A 15,746-nucleotide genomic window follows, 5' to 3' on the forward strand; every position below is an offset into this window, starting at 1 on the left:
CATCCGTCCCGGCGCGGTCGCCCTGGGAGCGCATCGCGTGACCGACCACCTCGAAATCGTCATGGATCCGCTGCCGCCCGACGGTCTGGCGCGGCTGATCAACGAGGGTGTCGACCTCCACAACGTCGCGATCACCGGCGTCGCGGAATGGTACGCCGCCAATTTCTTCCTCCGGAGCCGCGATGGCGAATGGATGGGCGGCCTTCTGGGTGGCATCTGGGGCGGCTGGCTGCACGTCCGGTCGCTCTGGGTCGCGTCGGCGGCGCGCGGCAAGGGACATGGCGGCCGGCTGCTCGACGCCGCCGAGGCGTTCGCGATCACCCGCGGCTGCGGCGCGAGCACGCTCGAAACGCACAACCCCTTGGCGTTGCGGTTCTACGAGCGGCGCGGCTATGTCGAGTTCGGGCGGTTGACCGACTATCCGCCGGGCCACGTGAAAGTATATCTGCGAAAGACGCTGCCGCCGGCGCCGCCCTCTTCCGTCGGGCGGTGAAATACGTCGAGGAAAATGCTATAGTTCGTTGATATCGAGGAATTACGCGGCCGGACTCCGCCGGCGACCAGGATCCGCATGACGACCGACCTGCCTCTCGTGACGGCGCTGATCAACACCTACAACTACGCCCGCTATCTGCCTTTCGCGATCAACAGCGTCCTCGCCCAGACGTATCCCAACATCGAGATCGTCGTCGTCGACGACGGCTCGACCGACCATACGTCGAGCGTCCTGGCGCAGTATGGCGAGCGGGTGCGCGCGATCCGCACGGTGAATGGCGGCCAGGGCCACGCCTTCAACCTCGGATTCACCGCCGCGCGCGGCGAGTTGATCATGATGCTCGACGCCGACGACATGTGGCTTCCGGAGAAGGTCGAGCGGATGGTCGAGTTCGCAAGCGAGAATCCCGAGGCGGCGCTGATGTACCACCGGCACCAGAACGTCGATGAGAAGGGCAACGAGATCGGCACGCCGCAGCCCCTGCCCCTGATCAACGGCGACTACCGGAATCGCTTCCTGCGTTCCGGCGGCACGTGGTGGAGTCCGGTCACGTCCGTGATCGCGCTGCGCGCCGACCATGTCCGCAAGATGCTGCCGCTGCCGACCTACGCGGTACGGGAGGGCGCCGACACCGTCGTCACCGACTGCTGCGTGCTGACGTCGAAGCTGGCGTCGATCCCCGACGCGCTCACCCTTCGTTTGCTGCACGGATCGAACCTCTATGCCGCCGGTCGCGACGACATGACCTACCGCACGAAGGCGATCCGCGAGGCCGACGTGCGGCGCATCGAATGGCGCGTGTTCTCGCTGGCGCAGATCATGGCCCGCTTCGGCCAGAAGCTCGAGCTCGACCTCGAGCGCAACGGCTGGCGGATGATCAACCTCTACTGGCTCGGCCGCGCTTCGTTCCTGAAGATGGCGCGCGCCTGCCTGCTGAGCCCGGAGCACTCCATCAGCTGGCGTTGGAGCCGGCTCAAATGGGTGATGGCGACCAAGAAGCTCTACGCCGGCGAGCGCTGAGCCGGCCCGCGCGCCTCGATTCGCGCGACAATGCCCGGCAGCGCGTCGGGCAGATCCGCCGACGCGAGCTGGCGGGCGTGGTGCTGGGCGGCGACCGACAAGGAGTGGTCCTTGAGGATCGACCGGAAGGTGCCGGCCATCTCGTCGATCGACACCGTCGGTTTCTTCTCCCACACGCAGCCCATCCAGCCGGTGCACTGCTGCAGCAGGATCTGCTCCGGCGTCCAGGGGATCATGAGTTGCGGCCGGCCGAGCACGAGGGCGCGCTGGGCGACGTTCTGCTCGCCGTGGTGGACCAGAACGGTCGCGGCAGCGGCGTCCTCAAGCAGGGCGGCCTGGTCCGACCACAAGCGGACATGGGGCTGGTGCTCGAGAAAACGGCGCATGCTCGCCGGCGCGCTGGCGATATGGACGTCGGCCGGCGTCCGGTCGAACCCGGCGACCGCGAGTGCGATCATCTCGACACCCGGGCAGTAGACGTCCAACGTCACCAGCAGACGCGCCTCGACCGGCGGCGCGGCCGGCCCGGTCGCACGGTCGCCGAGCAGTCCGGCCGAGACGGTGCGCCGTAGCTGCAGGTACGGATCGAAGGCCGGCAGCCCGTACTGGATCGCCTCGCAGCGCGCCAATATCTCCGACAACGCCGCGAGCGACGGCCGTCCGAGCCGCGACAGCGCCGCGTTGGCGTTCTCAAGGAGGAAATCGTCATCGGCCAGCGGCGTCGACTGGGGGCTGAGCCGCGGGTACGACCGATCGGCGAGCGGGGGCAATGCAAGTCCGTTGCCGAGCGCGAAAGTGGGCGCCTGGTCGGGGCCGACTAGCCACGCCATCGGCGTGTGGAATCCGACGATGACGTCGGGGCGCAGCGCCGCGAGCTGGCGGTCCCATACCGTCGCCAACGCGACCAGCGCGCGCTTGTCGTCGAAGCCCATTGCCGCCATGTGGTCGGCTAGTCCGTCGGGATTCGGGCGCTTCATCACCAGATGGGGGGCCGGCCTCAGCACGGGCGCTTGGTGCAGCTCCGTCGGCAGCCACCCGCCGCCGTGGTCGACCAACGACACCACGTCGCCGGCGATGAACAACGCCTCGTGCCCCCGCGCCATCAACGCCTTGCCCAGCGTCAGCGCGTCATGCACCAGATCCGACGGCGTGGACAACTCGCAACAAATCGCAACCCGCATGGACCGCCCTCGTCAAACGCCGCCGTTCCGACCCGACGCAGCCCGCGTCACAACCAGGCGTACAGGCGCTCGCGCGCCGGCCGCTGCGCCCGATCGCCCTGCGCCTACATCGTCTCGTCGGTCCATTCGAAGCCGTCCTCGGCGAGTAGCGCCACCATCTCGGCGTGCGTCTCGCGGAAGCTCTGGCCGCGCGTCGCGTCGAGATCGTTCGTGAACAGCATCAGCTCGCGCATGACCTTGCGGTCGAGCGGCGTCTCCATCGACTTCAGGTGGTTGGCCAGCGAGAGAACAGAGGGCTTGTTGCGCGGCCGGCAGTCCGCGTCGTGGTAGGCGAACAGCTTGGCCGCCGCCGCCGCGCGCACCTTCGGCGGCAGATGGCTGATCGCCAGCCTGTCCGGCAGGCACAGGATGTTCATGATGACTTCCATCTCGTGCTCGTCGCAGAAGCGGTAGAGGTCGACGAGCCCGAGCACGTTGTAGACCTGCACCACCGGCGGCACCTTGCAGATCAGTCCGTGCTCGTACTTCAGCCGCCGCACGTTGGCCTCGATGACGCTCCAGCGCGCGGGATAGCGGATGTACTCGTAGGTCGCGCCGACGGAGTCGAGGCTCAGCAGCATCTCGACCCGGTGGAACTTCTTGATCCGCTCGATGAAGCGCGGGTCGACGCTCGTGCAGTTGGTCGACAGCTCGAGGTGCACGTGCGCGGCATCGCCGGTGTCGACGAGGTGCTGGAGGATCTCCGCGACGCGGTCGTTGATGAGCGGCTCGCCGCCGGTGAAGTACAGCCGCTTGAGCGAGCCAGCGGACTTGAGCACGTCGTCGAAAACCTTGCGGTCGTCCACGTACCAGGGCCCCTCCGTCGCCAACCGCGGCGAGAGGTGCTGCGGCCGCGGCGGCTGGATCGCCTCGACCGGCGCCTCGCGGCTCAGGTCGATGTCGCGCAGCGCCACGCCGCGTTCGCGCTCGCCGGCGGCCTGGACTACGCGGTCGCTGACGATCTCGACGGTCAGTTCCTCGCCGGCGTCGAAGCCGCGCAGGTCGATCGAGACGCGCGACACGGTCTCGGCTGCCACGCCGCGGGCCATCGGCCGGCCGCATACGAAGATCCGCCAGTTCTGGCCGAGGGCGCCCGAACGGCAGAACGTGACGTCGAGCGACTTGAGGCGGGTCCCCCGGCGCACTGGCACGCTCAGCGTGGCGTGCCCGTCGGTCCACCGGCGGATGCCGCCGTCGTATGATTCGTGCGGCAGCAGGCCGGACACCCGGACACCGATGCGCGGCTCGGGGCCGAGCCGCGCGGTCTCGCCGCGCCACACCGCGTGCAGCGGCTCGATGCCGCCGCTCCAGCGGTTGTGCACCGGATCGCGTTCGATCTGCGAACTGGCGCCACCGTAGCACATTCGGCACTTCAAATTGCAGAGGTTGCTGATCTCCATCTTGATGAAGCCCGGCCGCTCATCGACGCGGTACCCGGCCGAGGCGCCGTACTTGGCCATCGACTCCGCCGACTCCACAGGGCCGTCCAGCGGCGCCAAGCCAGTCGTGGTGCGGTAGCTCTGGCCGCTGGCTTCCTCGCTGCCGTAGCAGACCTCGCAGGCGGAAATGCGCTCGCCCTTCAACATGCCGCGGCGGATGTCGCGCATGTAGGCGGAGTTCCAGATCTCGTCCATCGAGTTGACGTTCAGCGACATCGGCGCGCCGTGTTCCGACACGAGCTCGCCGGTCATGCAGCAGACGCGCGCCGTGCCTTCGGGGCCGACGCAGATATGCTGGAAGGGCATCGCGCAGAAGGTCTTCGACATCGCCACGGAACTCCACGGGTAACGGCGCCACGCAGTGCCTGATCCATCACCTCACGTCCCGACAACTATATCATGTCGAACGTGAAGATTCGCTCATAAATATCAACACACAAACGAAAAATATCGCTCGGATAACACTGGCACATCGCACGGCGACCGAGTCGGAGCCCCCCCGGAATCAGAACGCGCGGGCGCCCGGTTAGGGGCCCGCGCGTTGAACGTCCGGTCCGGCGTGCGGGTATCTAGTAGCCGCCGGCCGCCGCGCCGCTGCTCGGGCTGTCGCCGACCACGACGCCACGGATGCTGCCAGAAATCTGCGCGACCTGCACATATCCGGCGCCATCGGTCGTGCCGAAGTAGCGCTTGAGACCAGTGGTCGCGAAGGTGTCCAAGCCGTTGCGGACGCCGCCGTCGACGAACACCGACAGACCGGCGAGGACGCCGAACTCCGCGCTGACCGGCGCGGTCGAGGCGCTCGGCAGATGCCGCGCGGCGTCGACCTTGGCCGAGGCCGGCATCGCCATCGACGCGAACGCCATCGCGATGGCGCCGGGCGCGAGCCAGCGACCGACGGCGCCGACGATCCGGCGCGTGAATGACGCGGCCGCGGAGTCGACCGGCACGAGATCGCGCGCCGGCAGGCGCTCGATCGGCCGCACCGCGATCGGCGAACGCGCGGTTCCGCCCGCCGACCACGCGCGGTCGATGACGTCGCGGACGCGCGCCACGGCCGCCGGGCCCATGACGCTGTGATTGCGCCCGAGAACGAACAACTCGTAGCGGGCCGGATCGAAGTAGACGCCGACGACGCCTCCATCCGCATCGCGACAGGCCTTCGCCGCCAGCAGCAAGGCGCGCGCGCGCGTCACGATGCCGGTCGGATCGTACACCACCGTACCGAGCTGGAATTGGGCCAGCCAGCGCTCGATCGACTTTGGAAACGCGAGCGAGCGCATGCCGTGAGCGCGCACCGTCACCGGCGTCGCCGTCCCGGCCTGCTTCATCGCGTATTCCGCGTGGTCCTTGAGACCGTCCACGTCGCAGCCGGCGCGCACGTGCAGCGTCAGCCGCGATCCGCTCGCGTCGACATCCGCCAGAAACACGGGCTCGCGCAACTCGCCGACGATCGACGCGAACGTCGCCTGGATTGAATTCGTCATGTGGAACCCCCGGATAAGCGGCACAAACCCCGCGCCGCGCCTAACTCAAACTACGCGAACAACCATTTCTCGACCGTTCTTTATTGGACACTGCTCTGAGGGGCCTTGACTTATATCATAACCAATTATTTTTCAATAACGTTCGAATCGCTAACGCATCACACTGAATTCATTTGAAAAGACACCATCAGGTATTTTCTTAAGACTGTGATAACTTTCTGAAAGCGAGTAACGCTTGGAAGTCTCCGATGCATATTTATTTTCTACACGCATGATGCGATCAACTCCGACACGCCTCGTATATACATAGAAATAAAAGTGAATACTAAATTCACTGGATCCTCGGCGCAGGCGATCACGGCCCCAGAACCGATGCCCGGTTCCGCACAAGATATGCGTGAAAATTATGAAGTGGCAATTCGTCCGCGATCATGGAGCCGGGACGTGGTCGGCGCGCGAACGGCGCGCCGACGCCCATCACGTCCGAATCACGTCGGACATGCGCGCAGGCGCCAGGACGGCGGACCGTTTTCGGACCGCTCTATGGATTCTCGCGTGGCTGACGCCGCCCGGCGGGCGGTCAGTGGGTAACGCGCGTCTCGGACAACGCCACGCGTTCGGCCGGCTTGGTGCCGCGGTTGGCGCAGACGGTAGCGACGTCACCGGCGCTGGCGCCGATCTTCTCGGCGATGATGCCGCAACCGACGACCGACGCCGTGGCGATGCTCATGTTCGGCTGCAGGCGCGCGTCGTAGAGCGTCTCGAGCAGCACGCGGTCGAGCTCCGTGAGCGCGGCCTGCGACGTGTGGCTGTAGCTGAGGACGCTGACGACGCCACGCGGGTGGGCGCGGAATCCGAAGCTGTGCATCACTTCGTGGTTGATGCAGCGCGTGACTCTCGACGGCGTCTCCAGATCCACCATGACCTCGACCGAGACCATCTGTCCCGCGTCGTTCCAGTTGATGTGCGAGCGGCAGGTCGGCAAGCCGGAGTTGCCGCCGGTCGTCGCGCGCACGGCGATGTTGCGCCGCGGATCGTCCATCGACACGCGTTCGACGGGAACGCGCGCGATCGCCGCCATCGAGCGGACCGCGGCCTCGATCTCGCCGGCGTGCCCGGCCAACCCGCCGCGGTCGGCGATCGCCACGTAGATGGGACCGGTCCAGCGCGCGATCTCGGTCGCTGCCGAGGAGTTCACCCGCAGCGCGGTGTCGTCGAACGCCTTCGCCGCGTCGGCAAGCGACACGATGCCGCGACGGTCACTGGCGTGGCCGGTCGACGCAAATCCCGCTGCCGATAGCGCGGCGACGACAGCCCATCCGGCCAGACGTCGCCACGATGTGGCGAAATCGAATCTCATGGGAAATCCCTTTGGGGAAAATCACTTCGCAAATACGCCACTCAATATATGAAGACTTTAGCATGTATAATTTAAGTGATCAATTAGGCGCGAAATTTGTTATAACTAATTGAATTTATTCATTTTTAGTCAAATTTAACGGACTATTAATGATCTAATACTGAAGGCAATTCGGCGCAAATCGAGCGCCGATGATTGATCCGCGCGCATGGCCGGCAGCGCCACCATCGCGCATGGCGCCGTACGCCACTATGCTACCGATGGGTCGCGACTCGGAGGCATCATGCGTTTCGTCACGGCGGCGGTGTTCACCGCCATGCTCACCGCCGGCGCCCTGGAACGTCCAGCGGCGGCCAAGGACGAGCTGGTCGTCGGCATGACCCAGTACCCCTCCTCGTTCCATCCGAACATCGGCTCGATGCTGGCCAAGTCGCTGGTCGAGAACATGACGACGCGGCCGCTGACGGCGTGGGACCCGGACTGGAAGCTGGTGTGCCTGTTGTGCGTCGAGCTGCCCACGCTCGAGAACGGCGGCGCCCGGACCGAGGAATACGAGCCAGGCAAGACCGGCGTCGCGGTGACCTATACGCTGCGCGAGGGCGTGAAATGGGGCGACGGCACGCCGGTCACGACCAGGGACGTCGCCTTCGCGGTCGATGTCGGCCGCCATCCGATGTCGGGCGTCACCTCGGCCGAGGCCTACCGGCGCATACGCAAGCTCGACATCCGCGACGACCGCACCTTCACGCTGCACGTCGACCGGGTGACCTTCGACTACAACAGCGTCGGCGACCTGCGCCTGCTACCGGCCCACGTGGACCGCGTGGTGTTCGAGGCGGCGCCAACGGAATACCGCAACAAGTCGAAATACGAGACCGAGACGACCAACCCGGCGCTGTGGTTCGGGCCGTACCGGATCGCCAAGGTCGTGCCGGGCGCGTCGATCGAACTGGAGCGCAATCCCGTCTGGCCGGGCAAGGCGCCGCACTTCAAGCGCATCGTTTTCCGCATCATCGAGAACACGTCGGCGCTCGAGGCCAACCTGCTGTCGGGCTCGGTCGACTACATCCTGGGCGAGCTCGGCCTGTCGCTCGACCAGGGGCTGGCGTTCGAGAAGCGCCACAAGGACCGCTTCGACATCGTGTTCAAGCCGGCGTTGATCTACGAACATGCCGACGTGAATCTGGAGAACCCCCTGCTGGCCGACGTCCGCGTGCGCCGGGCGCTGCTGCTGGGCATCGACCGCGAGGCGATCTCGCAGCGTCTGTTCGAGGCGAAGCAGCCGGTCGCGCATGGCGGCGTGTCGCAGCTCGATCCGATGTTCAGTCCGGACGCGCGGCGCTACGCCTACGACCCCTCGGCCGCCGCGAAGCTGCTCGACGAGGCCGGATTCACGCAGATGCGCGGCGGCGTGCGCCACAACGCCAAGGGCGAGAAACTCTCGATCGAGCTCGCCACCACCGCCGGCAACCGCGTGCGCGAGCAGGTCCAGCAGGTGCTGCAGAGCCAGTGGAAGCGCATCGGGATCGAGGTCCGTCTCAAGGCCGATCCGCCCCGCGTGTTCTTCGCGCCCGAGAACCGCAAGAACTACACCGGGCTGTCGATGTACGCCTGGGTGTCGGCGCCCAACGGCGTGCCGCGCTCGACGCTGCATTCCGAGGAGATCCCCACCGCCGCCAATTCGTGGCGCGGCCAGAACTATCCGGGCTACCGCAACCCCGAGATGGACCGGACCCTCGACGCGATGGAGCGCGAGCTCGATCCGGTGAAGCGCAAGGCGCTGTCCGCCGAGATGCAGCGCATCCACGCCGAGGATCTGCCGGTGCTGCCGCTGTTCTTCCGCAGCGACGTCTACATCTTCCCGAAGGCGCTCAAGGGCGTGCGGCCGACCGGACATCTGAACTCCTCCACCCTCTGGGTCGAGGACTGGCGCTGGGAGCCGTAAGGCATCCGGGACAATCACGTGGTGCCGCGCCCCGGCGACGCCGGGTATGATGCCGCCATGCCGTTGGACAAGCCCACCCTCGAGGGCCGCTACGTGCGGCTCGAACCGCTCGGCGAGAAGCACCGCGAACTGGTGCGTCCGGCCGCCCAGGATCCGAAGATCTGGTCGCTGACCACGTCGGCCTTCGGCGCCCTGTTCGACCCCTATTTCGACGCCGCGCTGGCGCGCAGCGACGGCGAGCGCGAGATCGCCTTCGCCGTGCTGCTGCTGGGGCCGCGACGCCACGTCGGCATGACGCGCTTCCTCGCGATCGAGCCGGCGCACCGCCGGCTGGAGATCGGCTCGACCTGGTACAACCCGACGGTCTGGGCCGGCGACGTCAACCCGGAATGCAAGCTGCTGCTGATGCGCCACGCCTTCGAGACGCTGGGGTACCACCGCGTCGAGCTGAAGACCGACGCCCGCAACCAGCGCAGCCGCGACGCCATCTCGCGGCTCGGCGCGACGCAGGAGGGCGTGTTCCGCAAGCATATGGTGATGGCCGACGGCCACATCCGCGACTCGGTCTGGTTCAGCGTCATCGACACCGAATGGCCCGACGTGCGCGCCGGGCTGGAACGGCGGCTGCGGTACTAGCCGTGGACGCCGGCCGCCTGCGACGGGCGCCGCCGGGTCCGCTATAGTCGGGGGATGACCCGATTTCTCCTCGGACGCGTCGCCGAGATGCTGGCCGTCCTGCTGGCGATGAGCGCCGTGGTTTTCGCGCTGATCGGGCTGATGCCCGGTGATCCGGTCGATCTCCTGGCCGCCGGTGATCCCAAGATGACGAGCGAGGACGCCGCCCGGCTGCGCGCGCTCTACGGCCTCGACCGGCCGGTCTGGGCGCGCTACCTGAGCTGGCTCGGCGCCGCGCTGGGCGGCGATCTCGGCTTCTCGCGCTCCTTCGCGCGGCCGGTGCTCGACGTGCTGCTGCCGCGCCTGGCCGACACCGCGCTGCTGGTCGGCCTGGCGCTGGTCGTGTCGGCGGCGATCGCGCTGCCGCTGGGCGTCCACGCCGCCCGCCACCCCCGCTCCGCCGCCGACTACGGCGTCAACCTGCTGTGCTTCGCCGGAATCTCCGTGCCGCCGTTCTGGCTGGCGCTGATGCTGATCGTGCTGTTCTCCGTCGTGCTGCGGTGGCTGCCCGCCAGCGGCGTCGGCGAAGGACCGTGGCAGCACGCCCGCCATCTCGTCCTGCCGTTGACCGTGCTGGTCGTCACCCATGTCGGCCAGTACACGCGCTTCGTGCGCGCCGCCACCATCGAGGTCCTACGCCAGGACTACATCCGCACCGCCCGCGCAAAGGGGCTGTCGGAACGCGACGTCGTCCGCCGCCACGCCCTGCGCGGGGCGCTGGCGCCGGTGTTCACGATCATCGCGCTGTCGTTCGGCGGGCTGTTCTCGGGTGCGCTCATCACCGAGACGATGTTCGCGCGGCCGGGCATGGGCAAGGCGATCTACGACGCGATCCTCGGCAGCGACTACAACCTCGCGCTGGTCGGTCTGCTGCTGGCGACGGCGGCGACGCTGGTCGGCAGCCTGCTCGCGGACATCGGCTACGCGTGGCTCGATCCGCGCGTGCGGCTGGGCGGAACGTCGTGAGCGTCGCGGATCTCGTTCCGGGCCGCGACGCCGGCCCACGGACGCCGGCGCGGCGCGCGTGGCGGCGGTTCCGCGCCCATCGCATGGCGATGGTGTCGCTGTGCGTCCTCGCCGCCCTTCTGGGGCTCGCGCTGCTTGCGCCGGCGCTGGCGGCGTGGCGCGGTGTGGATCCGACCGCGACCGACCTGCTGGCGCGCTTCGAGCCGCCCTCGGCGCGGTACTGGCTGGGCACCGACGATCTCGGCCGCGACGTGTTCCAGCGCCTGCTCGACGGCGGCCGCGTGTCCCTGCTGGTGGCGGTCGCCGCCGCCGCGCTGTCGGCGGCGCTCGGCGCGGTGGTCGGCGTGGTCGCGGGCTTCGTCGGCGGCCGCGTCGACGCCCTGTTGATGCGGCTCACCGACGGCGTCATCGCCCTGCCGCTGCTGCCGCTGCTGATCGTGCTGGCGGCGGTCGACGTGCGGAAGCTCGGCTTCTCCGACGAACTGGCGCAATCCGACACGCTCTCGCTCTACCGCATCGTGCTGATCGTGGCGCTGACCGGCTGGACGACGGTGGCGCGGCTGGTGCGCGCCGAGACGCTGTCGTTGAAAGCGCGCGATTTCGTGCGGGCGGCCGGCGCGCTCGGCGCCACGCCGGTCCGCATCATGTTCCGCCACATCCTGCCCAACTCCGCCTCGCCGATCGTCGTCGCCACGACCCTGTCGGTCGGCGGCATCGTGCTGTTCGAATCCGTGCTGAGCTTCCTCGGCCTCGGCGTCCAGGCGCCGCACGCCTCGTGGGGCAACATGCTGACAGGCGCGCAGGAGCTGGTGTGGAGCGCGCCCGCCCTGGCGCTGTGGCCCGGCCTGTTGATCTTCATCACCGTCATCGCCTTCAACTTCGTCGGAGACGGCCTGCAGGATGCGCTCGATCCGCGCGCCAGCCGCGACTGAGCCGGTCAGGGCGCGTACAAACCGGCGATCAGGAACTCCTTGTTTCCGTCGGCGCCCTCGATCGGACTGTCGACGATCCCCAGCACCCGCCATCCCGGCAGCGCCGCCAGCCAGTCGCGGATCATGTCGCAGACCTCGTCGTGCCGGGCCGGATCGCGCACGATTCCACCCTTGCCGACGCGGCCGCGTCCGACCTCGAATTGCGGCTTGATCAGCGCCACGACATGCGCGCCCGGCGCCGCCAGCGCCAGCGCCGCCGGCAGCGCGGTGCGCAGGCCGATGAAACTCACGTCGCTGACGATCAGATCGACCGGATCGGCGATCGTCGCCGTCGACACGTCGCGGATGTTGGTTTTCTCCATCACCACGACGCGCGGATCCTGCCGCAGCTTCCACGCCAGCTGCCCCTGCCCCACGTCGACCGCGTAGACCTTGCGCGCGCCGCCGCGCAGCAGCACGTCCGTGAAGCCGCCGGTGGAGGCGCCGACATCGAGCCCGACACGGCCCTCGACCGGGATCGCGAACGCATCCAGCGCCCGCGCCAGCTTCAATCCGCCGCGCGAGACGTAGGGATGCGGCTGGCCGCGCACCTCCAGCGGCTGGTCGGGGCCGACCACCGCGCCGGCCTTGTCGATCCGCCGCTCGCCGGAGAACACGAGGCCCGCCATCAGCATGCGCTGCGCCGCGGCGCGCGTGTCGGCCAGGCCGCGCTCGACCAGCGCGACGTCGGCGCGCGTCTTGGCGGCGCGCGGCACGGGGCGGCGGACATCCTCGGACATGCCGTAACGTACCATCCTGGCCGCGACCTCGACGACAGGTGTCGTGGCGGTTACGGTCCCGGCCCACGCACACCACCACGGAGACATCCATGTCGACCCAGCTTCTCGCCGGCGACCGCGCGCTGGTAACCGGCGGCGGCCAGGGCATCGGCAAGGGCGTCGCCCTGGCGCTGGCGCGCGATGGCGCCAAGGTGCTGTTCGCCGACGTGAACGAGACCGGCGGCCGCGCGACCGAGGCGGAGGCGCGCACCGAGGGGCTCGACGCCACCTTCGTGCCGGCCGATCTCGCGACCTTGGAGGGTGCCCGGGCGCTGTGGCGCACCGCGCTGGAGCGCCTCGGCACGGTCACCGTCCTCGTCCACACCGCCAGTCCACGGCGGCTGGAGTCGGACACCGCGCTGGACGTCGCCGACGACACCTGGGACGCGATGATGAACGTGAACCTGCGCGCCGGCTTCGAGCTCGGCCGCGCGGCGGGGCGCCACATGCGCGACGCCGCGATCCGGGGCCGCATCCTCTACATGACCTCGTTGCACGCCTACGCGCCGCGAAACCTGCCGCACTACAGCGCCGCCAAGGCGGGTACGACGATGGTGATGAAGGAACTGGCGAAGCTGCTGGGGCCGCACGGCATCCGGGTCAACGCGATCGCGCCCGGCGCCATACCCGGCGGCGGATTCGGCGGCTTGCCGGGCCTGGTCGACCATATCCCGCTAGGCCGCGTCGGCACGCCCGACGACATCGCGCAGATGACGGTCGCCATCCTCAGCGAGCGGTTCGGCCGCTATGTCGCCGGCACGACCATCGCCGTCGACGGCGGCCTGGCCCTGACCAACTGGATTCCGGCGCCGCGTTGACGCCGCCGCGCGCTCACGCCGCGTCGACGGCCGGACCGAGGCCGATCGGAGCCGGCGTCCGGTTCACGATCAGCCGGAACAGGTCGGCGAAGTCGACACCGCCGCCGGCGGGCACGCCGCGCAGCGGATCCTCGTTCGCGCCGAACGCGAGGTCGATCTCCGACCAATCCGCGGCGGTCAGCGCCGCCTCGGCGCGCGGCAGGACGATATCCTCCTCGATCCGCATGTGCGCCCAGTGGAACGCCGAGTACGCCTCGACCTCGCCGGCGAAGTCGCCGGCCGGCGCCAGCCCCATCTCCCAGGCCGCGACCACACGCTTCAGCCGCGCGAGCCGCCCGACGCCGTCGCGGTGCTGCTCATGGAGCTCGTCGAGCGTCGCCGCGCAGTCGGGCGCGCGCAGGCGAAGCAACCGGTAGAGGTGGTCGTCCTCCTTGGGATGGTGGCAGACCTCAGGAAAGCGCTCGATGTAGGCGATCATCGCGTCGATCAAGCGGAAATCCGGCGCCTTGCCCGAGGCGACCGCGGCGCGCGCGACATGGCGCAGGGCGTGCAGCACCGCCGCCAGCGAGCGGTGCTCGTCGCGGATCACCATGGAACCCTTGTGCATCTCCGCCTCCCGATCCGCACGTCAGACGGCGCGCGAATGCCGGCCGCCCGACGCCGGCAGATGGTGGTCGAACGCGGCGCACACCAGCCGGACGCCATCGCGTGCGGCCTCGGCGACCCGCACGCGGGCGCCGTCGATCCGCACGATTCCGTCCTCGGCGTACGGCCGCAGCCGCGCGAGATCGTCCACGAAGGCCCCCGAAGGCATGCCGTGGCGGTCGGCGACCTCGTCGAGATCGACTTCGAAATCGCACATCAGGCGCTCTATGACGTCGCCGACGAGGCGATCCTCCGGCCGGACCGCGACGCCGCGCGCCGTCGCGTAGCGGCGCTCGCCGATCGCCGCCGCGTAGTCGGCGACCTTCGTGGCGTTCTGGGCGTAGCCGTCCGGCAGGAGGGAGATCGCCGTCGCGCCCAGCCCGATCATCGGGACCGCGGGCACGTCGGTGTAGCCTTGGAAGTTGCGCCGGACCGCCCCCACCTCGGCCGCGAGCGCCAACGGGTCGTCGGGCAGCGCGTAGTGGTCCAGCCCGATGCGGCGATAGCCCGCGCCCTCGAGCCGGGCGGCGACGAGGGCCGCCATGGCATGCCGGGCGGCCATGTCGGGCAGCGCCGCCTCGTCGATGGCGCGCTGGCGCTTGGACATCCACGGTACGTGGGCGTAGCCGAACACGGCGATGCGCGAGGGCCGCAGATCGATCGTCGTCGTCAACGTCCGCGCCAGCGTCTCGAGTGTCTGCCGCGGCAATCCGTAGACCAGATCGACGTTGACGCGGTCGATCCCCGCGCCGCGCAGCATCGCCACGCAAGCGCGCGTCGTCTCCTCTGGTTGTAGGCGGTTGATGGCGCGCTGCACGACCGGATCGAAATCCTGGACTCCGAGGCTCGCCCGCGTCACGCCGGCCGCCGCCAACGACGCCACCAGCGACCGCGACACGTAGCGCGGATCGGTCTCGACGGAGATTTCGGCGCCCGGCGCCAACCGGAACCGCGCCGTCGCCCGTGCGATGAGGCGCTTGAGGGCGGCGCCGCCGATCTCGGTCGGCGTGCCGCCACCGAACTGGATCGCCACCAGCGGCCGGCCCTCGCCGATGTCGGCGGCGATCATGTCGAGCTCTTGCGCCCCCAATCGCGCGTAGGCGGCGAGATCGTCGGCCCGGCGCGCGACCTGGGTGTGGCAAGCGCAGTACCAGCAGATCGACCGGCAGAACGGGATATGGGCGTAGAGCGAAATCGGCCGGCCTTCGGGAAGGGCGCGCAGCCATCCGCGGTACGTCGCCGCCCCCACGCCGGCGTGGAACTGCGCCGCCGTCGGATAGCTCGTGTAGCGGGGCACCGCGCGCTCGTGCCGCAGAAGCGTCGCAAGGTCCATATCCGGTCCGATTCCATCCGCGCGCCGAGATGCGCCTGCGAAGAATAGGCGCGACGGCCACCACGGCGTTTGACTCGGATCAAAGGATGCAGCGACGATCATCGCCGCCCGGCGGCGGATGCCTAGCCGGCTCTACGCGCCGCCTGGAAGCGGGCGTGTCGCTGGACAATTGCGATTCTCAACTCACGCCGGCGCGGCAAACGTCCGCGAGCCGCGCGTCATCATCCGACACAGGATGCCAACTCAATCAAGGACCAGAGCACGAACAGAGGCTTGAGGACGACACGCCACACGGCAGTCGCGCCTTCGCCAACAAGATAGGCATCGCGTTCGATGGCCGCTCGACCACCGTCCATCCGAAGCGACAGTAGCAGCGCGGCGAGAAAGACCAACCCAGCCACCGCGATCGCGATCTCGAGGCTAGCCGCTGCGATTTCCTCTGGCGTTGCGGTAGTCACCGAAACGTCCAGGGCCGGCAAGATCGCTGGGGTGACCAGTCGCAGTGTCACGGCGACAACGATTGCCATTCCGGACAGCGCAAACAGACCCCTGCCGCCTCCGCGACAACGATCACCGATGACGGCGACCGATG

General features: G+C 68.7%; 15 protein-coding genes. 7 read left to right on the plus strand and 8 right to left on the minus strand.

The features are described from left to right. The first annotated feature begins 37 nt into the window (after positions 1 to 37). Together IPK81_03110 and IPK81_03115 are read left to right on the plus strand one after the other, a co-directional pair. Complete coding sequence (locus IPK81_03110; protein QQS13258.1) at positions 38 to 493, plus strand: GNAT family N-acetyltransferase; 456 nt, start codon at positions 38 to 40, stop codon at positions 491 to 493. Positions 494 to 571: 78 nt separating this feature from the next. Beyond that, positions 572 to 1,516, plus strand: a complete 945-nt coding sequence (locus IPK81_03115; GenBank protein ID QQS13259.1) for a glycosyltransferase family 2 protein — start codon at positions 572 to 574, stop codon at positions 1,514 to 1,516. Here the strand turns inward: IPK81_03115 and IPK81_03120 are convergent. The 4 genes from IPK81_03120 to IPK81_03135 form a co-directional block, all read right to left on the minus strand. Then, positions 1,498 to 2,673: a hypothetical protein gene (locus IPK81_03120; GenBank protein QQS13260.1), complete on the minus strand. Its 1,176-nt coding sequence runs from the start codon at positions 2,671 to 2,673 to the stop codon at positions 1,498 to 1,500. The genes IPK81_03115 and IPK81_03120 overlap by 19 nt on opposite strands. 128 nt (positions 2,674 to 2,801) lie before the next feature. After that, positions 2,802 to 4,502 (minus strand): radical SAM protein, encoded by a 1,701-nt coding sequence (locus tag IPK81_03125; protein QQS13261.1) that lies wholly within the window; start codon positions 4,500 to 4,502, stop codon positions 2,802 to 2,804. Positions 4,503 to 4,744: 242 nt separating this feature from the next. Further along, positions 4,745 to 5,662 carry a hypothetical protein gene (locus tag IPK81_03130; GenBank protein QQS13262.1) on the minus strand — a complete coding sequence of 306 codons (918 nt, stop codon included), beginning with the start codon at positions 5,660 to 5,662 and terminating at the stop codon, positions 4,745 to 4,747. Positions 5,663 to 6,242: 580 nt separating this feature from the next. Next, positions 6,243 to 7,022, minus strand: a complete 780-nt coding sequence (locus IPK81_03135) for a DUF2927 domain-containing protein (protein ID QQS13263.1) — start codon at positions 7,020 to 7,022, stop codon at positions 6,243 to 6,245. Between the two features lie 283 nt (positions 7,023 to 7,305). Here IPK81_03135 and IPK81_03140 point away from each other — a divergent pair, with 283 nt between their 5' ends. The 4 genes from IPK81_03140 (at position 7,306) to IPK81_03155 (ending at position 11,540) form a co-directional block, all read left to right on the plus strand. Beyond that, the gene (locus IPK81_03140; GenBank protein QQS13264.1) at positions 7,306 to 8,967 is read left to right on the plus strand and encodes a peptide ABC transporter substrate-binding protein; all 1,662 of its coding nucleotides are present in this window, start codon (positions 7,306 to 7,308) and stop codon (positions 8,965 to 8,967) included. A gap of 57 nt (positions 8,968 to 9,024) precedes the next feature. Further along, positions 9,025 to 9,603 (plus strand): GNAT family N-acetyltransferase, encoded by a 579-nt coding sequence (locus tag IPK81_03145; GenBank protein ID QQS13265.1) that lies wholly within the window; start codon positions 9,025 to 9,027, stop codon positions 9,601 to 9,603. Positions 9,604 to 9,657: 54 nt separating this feature from the next. Further along, entirely contained in the window at positions 9,658 to 10,608 is a 951-nt protein-coding gene (locus tag IPK81_03150) for an ABC transporter permease (protein ID QQS13266.1), read from the plus strand. 83 nt (positions 10,609 to 10,691) lie between these two features. Beyond that, positions 10,692 to 11,540 carry an ABC transporter permease gene (locus IPK81_03155; GenBank protein ID QQS14939.1) on the plus strand — a complete coding sequence of 283 codons (849 nt, stop codon included), beginning with the start codon at positions 10,692 to 10,694 and terminating at the stop codon, positions 11,538 to 11,540. A gap of 5 nt (positions 11,541 to 11,545) precedes the next feature. Here IPK81_03155 and IPK81_03160 read toward each other — a convergent pair whose 3' ends face one another. Further along, positions 11,546 to 12,319: a TlyA family RNA methyltransferase gene (locus tag IPK81_03160; protein ID QQS13267.1), complete on the minus strand. Its 774-nt coding sequence runs from the start codon at positions 12,317 to 12,319 to the stop codon at positions 11,546 to 11,548. A gap of 89 nt (positions 12,320 to 12,408) precedes the next feature. Here IPK81_03160 and IPK81_03165 point away from each other — a divergent pair, with 89 nt between their 5' ends. Next, positions 12,409 to 13,176: an SDR family oxidoreductase gene (locus IPK81_03165; protein ID QQS13268.1), complete on the plus strand. Its 768-nt coding sequence runs from the start codon at positions 12,409 to 12,411 to the stop codon at positions 13,174 to 13,176. A gap of 13 nt (positions 13,177 to 13,189) precedes the next feature. On the opposite strand, the gene IPK81_03170 is transcribed toward IPK81_03165, so the two are convergent. From IPK81_03170 to IPK81_03180, 3 genes are all read right to left on the minus strand, one after another. Continuing rightward, complete coding sequence (locus IPK81_03170) at positions 13,190 to 13,783, minus strand: hemerythrin domain-containing protein (GenBank protein QQS13269.1); 594 nt, start codon at positions 13,781 to 13,783, stop codon at positions 13,190 to 13,192. A gap of 21 nt (positions 13,784 to 13,804) precedes the next feature. Continuing rightward, positions 13,805 to 15,154, minus strand: a complete 1,350-nt coding sequence (gene hemN / locus IPK81_03175; protein QQS13270.1) for an oxygen-independent coproporphyrinogen III oxidase — start codon at positions 15,152 to 15,154, stop codon at positions 13,805 to 13,807. A 221-nt stretch (positions 15,155 to 15,375) separates the two neighbouring features. Then, entirely contained in the window at positions 15,376 to 15,681 is a 306-nt protein-coding gene (locus tag IPK81_03180) for a hypothetical protein (protein ID QQS13271.1), read from the minus strand. Positions 15,682 to 15,746 lie beyond the last annotated feature (65 nt).

The organism is Rhodospirillales bacterium, assembly GCA_016699855.1.
Lineage (GTDB): Bacteria > Pseudomonadota > Alphaproteobacteria > Reyranellales > Reyranellaceae.